2 protein-coding genes are annotated in these 2,240 nt (G+C 69.3%); one reads left to right on the top strand and one right to left on the bottom strand.

The window, feature by feature from the left end:
- Positions 1 to 60: 60 nt before the first annotated feature.
- Positions 61 to 189: a lasso RiPP family leader peptide-containing protein gene (locus ACIQVZ_RS42395; protein ID WP_402458527.1), complete on the bottom strand. Its 129-nt coding sequence runs from the start codon at positions 187 to 189 to the stop codon at positions 61 to 63.
- A gap of 378 nt (positions 190 to 567) precedes the next feature.
- Here ACIQVZ_RS42395 and ACIQVZ_RS42390 point away from each other — a divergent pair, with 378 nt between their 5' ends.
- Positions 568 to 1,611 (top strand): XRE family transcriptional regulator, encoded by a 1,044-nt coding sequence (locus tag ACIQVZ_RS42390; RefSeq protein WP_402458524.1) that lies wholly within the window; start codon positions 568 to 570, stop codon positions 1,609 to 1,611.
- Positions 1,612 to 2,240 lie beyond the last annotated feature (629 nt).

The following is a 2,240-nucleotide window of genomic DNA, read 5'->3' as shown; positions in this document are numbered from 1 at the left end:
GATGCGGGGGCCCGCCAACGCCGCATAGAGCGCGGGAGTTGGGGGCCCCCGCCGCGCGGCTTACTGGAAGTACTGGGTGTCGTCCGCGCTGTTGAAGCTGGCGGAGCCGAGGGTGACCTCGACGACGGTGCCCAGCTCGTCCAGCGCCGGCGCCACGTACTCGGCGGTGTCCTTGATCACGATGTCCATCTCTGCCTCCGCAGGGGGATTGCCGTGTCCGGCTCGACGGCCGGCTGACAACGAGATTGCCGTCAACTCCGCTCATTCAAAAGACATTTGGTGTCACTCTGTTGTCATACGGCATACCCGTTGTGATGGCGTGCGGTGGGGTGCTCTCATGGTCGGATGGCTGATCCAGAAGGGGTGCGCCTGCGGGCGGCCCGGGAGATGTACGGCTGGAGCGGCGCAGACCTGGCAGGCCGGATGAGAGAGGCGGCGATCCGGCGCAACCGGAGGGCAGGATCTACTCGACAGCTGGTGTCTGACTGGGAATTGGACAAGAAGCGCCCGAATTGGGAGTCGCAGGTCCTGCTGGCGGATGCGTTCGACGTTCCCGAAGCTATGTTGGTGACGCACCCATGGCCGAACTGGCTGCCCCACCCCGACGAGGAAGAGGCGAGCGTGCTCAACCGACGGAACTTCATTGGCGGCGCCGGGATGGCCGCCGTCCTGCCGGTAATCTCCGCCACCCCGGCCTCCGCCACCGGGCGCCCCCCGCTGGTGGGCACCGAGACCGTCCAATACCTGCGGACCGCGGTCCTACCGCTGACCACCATGCCGACCGTCGAACGCCAGCACGTGATTCCGCTGCTCGACTCCAGCCTCTCCACCGTCACCGGCCTGCTGGAGAACGCCCGTTACGACACCCGCACCGGTGTGGGGCTGAACCACCTTGCCGCGCAGCTGGCGCAGACCTGCGGCTGGACACGCTTCGACATCGGCCACCAGGACCAGGCCAGCGCATTGTGGAACCTGGCGTTCGAGCACGCCAGGGCCGCCGGCGACCGCGACATGATCAGCAGCATCATCGCCGACTTCGCGTACCAGGGCCTCTGGACCGGCAACGCCAAGGAATCCGTGCGTCTACTCGAAGGCGCACTCGCCCGGCCCATGCACGCGACGGTGCGTTCCCTCCTGCACCTGCGCAAGGCCCGGGCCCACGCGGCCCTCGGCGAAGCCGCATCCTGCCGACACCACCTGGCCAAGTCCGAAGGCGAACTCGCCCGCACCAGCGCCGACGAGCCGCCGAGTTGGGCGGCGTGGATGAGCGAAGCGGACGTCGAGATCGACGGCGGCCGGTGCCTGATCGACCTCGGTGAACAAGCACCCGGCATGAAGCGCATCGACCGAGGCCTGTCGCTGCTCACCAAGCCCCGCTCGAAGACGTACGCCGTGTTCCAGTGCTACCGGGCAGAAGCCCTGGTACACGAAGGCCAGGTCGAGGAAGCCGCAGCAGTGCTGTCCAGCGCACTCGGGACAGCCCGGCAGATCGGCGCGACCAGGTGCATCGACCAAGTCGCCCAGATCAGCGACCGCCTGCGCCACCACCCGACCGTGAACGGCGTCGAAGAACTCCTGTCGAACGTGAAGGCCGTCCAGGCCGCAGCCTGACGCGGACAACCGCTGCCACATACCGTCGGCCGACCAGTGCTCGGCGGTCCGCAGAGCACTGGTCGGTCGGCGCTCCTGGTGCCAAAGCCGGCGGTGGCGATCCGGTAGAGCACCACCTGACGCCGGAGCGCCTCGGGGCCACGACGTCGACCGTCGGCCCGCCCGTGGACGTCCCGGTGCGCACCGGTTCAGACGGTTACCGCGCGGCGGGAGCGGACAGCCGATCGGCCACCATGGACCGTCGTCCGGGCTGCCCCGCCACGCCCGCCGGGCGCCGGGGGTGACGGTGACGCCGTAGCCGTACCGGCTGGGCCGGCCGAGTTCTTCCCGCCAAGCCCAGGCGGCCACCACCCCTGGACACCGGACCGCCGACGGCATCCACCGCTCGGAGCGGCGCACCCTGGCCATCACGGCCCGCGGCAAGACCACGGCCACGGCCTTCGCCCAGGTCCTCGCCGACCTGGCGGCGCTGGCGGACGCCAACACCGGGATCAGCCGGCGCCCCGAGCCCTTCCGCGTCGGCCAGTGGCCCGCCTAGATGATTGATGCCAAGGGCTCGTTGGCGCGCATGACATGAAGCGAGGGAGTCCAAAGGTCGGTTGTGACGCCTGACCTGGACTCCCTCGCGA

This window comes from Kitasatospora sp. NPDC098663 (assembly GCF_044760075.1).
Taxonomy (GTDB): Bacteria; Actinomycetota; Actinomycetes; order Streptomycetales; family Streptomycetaceae; genus Kitasatospora.
Note: the sequence above shows the minus strand (reverse complement) of the source record. Positions and strands in the feature narration are given on the sequence as shown.

Bases quoted from the DNA above. Each gene is read 5' to 3' on its own strand.
- ACIQVZ_RS42395 (WP_402458527.1), bottom strand. From the start codon at position 189: ATGGACATCGTGATCAAGGACACCGCCGAGTACGTGGCGCCGGCGCTG.